Origin of the sequence: Streptococcus sp. NLN76 (assembly GCF_015686645.1) — a bacterium.
GTDB lineage: Bacteria > Bacillota > Bacilli > Lactobacillales > Streptococcaceae > Streptococcus.
Genome location: NZ_JADPMS010000074.1, coordinates 1 through 3,584 on the forward strand (window position 1 = coordinate 1; position 3,584 = coordinate 3,584).

At 40.0% G+C, this 3,584-nt stretch carries 4 protein-coding genes; 2 read left to right on the forward strand and 2 right to left on the reverse strand.

The features are described from left to right. On the forward strand, positions 1 to 348 hold a 348-nt coding region (locus I1A59_RS09065), incomplete at its 5' end, for a transposase (protein ID WP_196092441.1). 353 nt (positions 349 to 701) lie between these two features. Here the strand turns inward: I1A59_RS09065 and eno are convergent. Further along, positions 702 to 2,006, reverse strand: a complete 1,305-nt coding sequence (gene eno / locus I1A59_RS09070; protein WP_135038330.1) for a surface-displayed alpha-enolase — start codon at positions 2,004 to 2,006, stop codon at positions 702 to 704. A gap of 145 nt (positions 2,007 to 2,151) precedes the next feature. Here eno and I1A59_RS09075 point away from each other — a divergent pair, with 145 nt between their 5' ends. Beyond that, the gene (locus I1A59_RS09075) at positions 2,152 to 2,598 is read left to right on the forward strand and encodes a YueI family protein (RefSeq protein WP_196092442.1); all 447 of its coding nucleotides are present in this window, start codon (positions 2,152 to 2,154) and stop codon (positions 2,596 to 2,598) included. A gap of 45 nt (positions 2,599 to 2,643) precedes the next feature. Here the strand turns inward: I1A59_RS09075 and I1A59_RS09080 are convergent, their stop codons facing one another. Then, on the reverse strand, positions 2,644 to 3,276 hold the full coding sequence (locus I1A59_RS09080) for a hypothetical protein (protein ID WP_196092443.1): 633 nt from the start codon (positions 3,274 to 3,276) through the stop codon (positions 2,644 to 2,646). Between the last annotated feature and the right edge of the window lie 308 nt (positions 3,277 to 3,584).

The window sequence follows — 3,584 nt, forward strand, 5'->3', positions numbered from 1 at the left end:
AGAACTTCCATTGTATCTGGACAAATTGGTCAGACTTTTGTAGCGCCAATGATTTACAAAGAGAGTATGACGAGTGATTTCTTTGTAGAGTGGTTTAAACAAGAGCTTCTACCATCTTTAAAGACTCCTCATGTTATTGTTATGGACAATGCAAGTTTTCACCCTAAGAAAATATTAGATGAACTTTCTATCTATTCTGGTCACTTCTTTTTACCTCTACCACCGTATTCTCCAGAATTAAATCCAATTGAGCAAAGTTGGGCTATTCTAAAAAAATCAGTTACAGAATTACTTCGCAAGATGGACTCTATAACTGATGTAATAACATACTATTTAAAAACTAAATGACTATATCATAAAGGGGAAATCCTTTTTTGTCTAGTCGAATGTTTCACCCAACGGGTGAAAAGCAGAACCTTCCAGAAACCCTGTGATCAATACGGTTTCTGGAAGGTTTTTAAGTTAGGTATGAATAATTCGGGTTATAAGCTTTTTTCTTGTGAGAAAGTTGCGAATGTTTTCATGTTTCCCGAGAAAAATGCGAAGTTGTTCCATACCAACACTTTTCATTTCCAAAAAAATGAAATTCACTTGACCTCCAGGTATAGAAAAAAGCCTCATCCACGGAGGATGAGGCTTTCACACTAGTTATCGAGCTTTCCAATTGCTATGCTCGAGATAAAACAGTTCACTGAACTGTTTTATTTTTTAAGGTTGTAGAATGATTTCAAACCTTTGTATTCTGCAACTTCACCAAGTTGATCTTCGATGCGAAGCAATTGGTTGTATTTAGCGATACGGTCTGTACGTGACAATGAACCTGTCTTGATTTGACCAGCGTTCGTTGCAACAGCGATGTCTGAGATTGTTGAATCTTCAGTTTCACCTGAACGGTGTGATACAACCGCAGTGTAACCAGCTTCTTTAGCCATTTCAATCGCTTCAAATGTTTCTGTCAAAGTACCGATTTGGTTTACTTTGATAAGGATTGAGTTAGCAGCTCCTTCAGCGATACCTTTTTCAAGGTAGGAAGTATTTGTTACGAAGAAGTCATCACCAACCAATTGAACTTTGTCACCAAGACGCTCAGTAAGAACTTTCCAACCATCCCAGTCGTTTTCGTCCATACCATCTTCAATAGTGATGATTGGGTATTTTTCAACCAATTCAGCAAGGTAGTCAACTTGCTCAGCAGCTGTACGAACAGCAGCTCCTTCACCTTCGAATTTAGTGTAGTCGTAAACTTTGCGCTCTTTGTCGTAGAACTCAGATGATGCACAGTCAAATCCGATGAAGACATCTTTACCTGGTACATAACCTGCAGCTTCAATCGCTGAAAGGATTGTTTCTACAGCATCTTCAGTTCCTTCAAATTTAGGAGCGAATCCACCTTCGTCACCAACAGCTGTTTCAAGACCACGACCTTTAAGGATTTTCTTAAGTGCGTGGAAGATTTCAGCACCGTAACGAAGGGCTTCTTTAAATGTAGGTGCGCCAACTGGCAAAATCATGAACTCTTGGAATGCGATTGGAGCATCTGAGTGAGATCCACCGTTGATGATGTTCATCATTGGAGTTGGAAGCACTTTAGCGTTGAAACCACCAAGGTAGTTGTAAAGTGGTACATCAAGGAAGTCAGCAGCTGCACGAGCTACAGCGATAGAAACACCAAGGATTGCGTTAGCACCCAATTTACCTTTGTTTGGAGTTCCATCAAGTGCGATCATAGCACGGTCGATAGCTTGTTGATCACGTACGTCGTAACCAATCAATGCTTCAGCAATGATGTTGTTTACGTTGTCAACAGCTTTTTGTGTACCAAGACCTAGGTAACGAGATTTGTCTCCATCACGAAGTTCTACTGCTTCGTGCTCACCAGTAGAAGCTCCTGAAGGAACCATACCGCGACCGAATGCGCCTGATTCTGTATAAACTTCCACTTCAAGTGTTGGGTTACCGCGTGAGTCAAGGACTTCGCGAGCGTAAACATCAGTAATAATTGACATTTCTTACTCTCCTTATGAGTTAATTTTTATTACCCTTCTATCATAACGCAAAAAAAGTGGTTTTTCAAGGGAAAATTGGAGCCCTGTGAAATAAATTGCAAGTTCCCCACCCACCCACTCTTTTAAAAAGTGCTATACTAGAATCATGAAGAATCTAGAAAAAACATTGATGGAAAAAGCAGCGGGTTCTCTCCGCTTAGATCCCGATCAACAGCGGAAATACTTAGGAACCTTTCAGGAGCGCGTTATTTGTGGTATTTCGATTGCTGAGGCTAAAGATCCACAACTCAAACAAAATCTCCCCTACATTCTGAGTGCTTTAAACGCAACATACACCCCCCTCTACCTTAAAATTTCGCCTAGTATTCCCAATGATCTCCAATTAACCTATCTGAAAATGGGGAGGGATCAGGGGATTACTTCTACCATCGTATCTGATGAATCTAGCCATTCTCCTTTTGGGTTAATCCTCCATTCCGATCACGCTCTTAACCTTGAAGACACCAGCATAAAGGCCTATCTACCTCAGAAAAAGAAAGAATCGAACCCTAAGACAAAAAAAGGATTCTTCCAGAAACTCTTCGGAGGCTAACCCATAAAAACCAGTTCTGCGCGAACTGGTTTTTATAATACTCTTTTACGGTTTGATTTGCGATTCAATCATAGCCAAAAGGCGTTCTCGGTCTAATTTGAGGTAGGCAATCGCTTGCCCATTGTGAATTTCAATATTTTCCAGAGCGTATCCCTCAGCTGGAAGTGTGATTGGAAGGGTCAGATCATCCCGTCTGAAATCAGGCGAAATCGCATCTTGGTCAAGGACCATCCGCAGTAAAAATTTTGGCAAGGGAATTTTCCCTAATTTAGCAGACTCAACAACTGCTTCAAGCTGGCCCTCCTTGATCACTAGGCTCATATTTAGTTCTAGTTGACTTGTAACTGGACCGAATAGAGTTAGAGGTTGGCGAACTTGGATGTAAGATTGTTCAAATCCGATAGCAGAATTTTCTAAATCTGTTTTCTGTTCCTCAGATAGATTTTCATTCAAGATCGATTTCAAGTCGTTACTAGAAACGACCATTTGCGAGGTCAAACCATCTCCCGTGGAACTTAAATTAGAGACTGCTTGTTGAATCAAGGTTACAAAATTAGTTTTATCCTCCCAAGCACCAAAGCGTTCCTGACTCGTTACCGGATTACTTGGAATAATAAGATACCAAGCGATTCCTAGAAGTACCAGGATTGTGGCTAAAAATTTCAATAATCCTTTCATGTCCTACGACTCTTTCTAATTTTACTCTACCCCCATTATACCACAGGCTGTTTTGGGCACCTCTAAAAACTAAACTCTTAAAAATTCGAACATTGATTTATCAAGATTTCTACGACATGATTTGATGCAAAACCGGAGTTTTTCGAGGTGCCCTTTTTTCTTTCCTAAACGAGTGGTGATCGTATGTGTCAAGTTATTCTCGGAAATTTGAAAAATCAGTCTCAAATCTAGGACGTGCGTGAATTTCAGTTTGAAAATTGCAAAAACACATAAATATCATTGTCATTCAAATTGAATGATTCAGTAAG

Bases quoted from the DNA above. Each gene is read 5' to 3' on its own strand.
- I1A59_RS09080 (WP_196092443.1), bottom strand. From the start codon at position 3,276: ATGAAAGGATTATTGAAATTTTTAGCCACAATCCTGGTACTTCTAGGA.
- I1A59_RS09075 (WP_196092442.1), top strand. From the start codon at position 2,152: ATGAAGAATCTAGAAAAAACATTGATGGAAAAAGCAGCGGGTTCTCTC.
- eno (WP_135038330.1), bottom strand. From the start codon at position 2,006: ATGTCAATTATTACTGATGTTTACGCTCGCGAAGTCCTTGACTCACGC.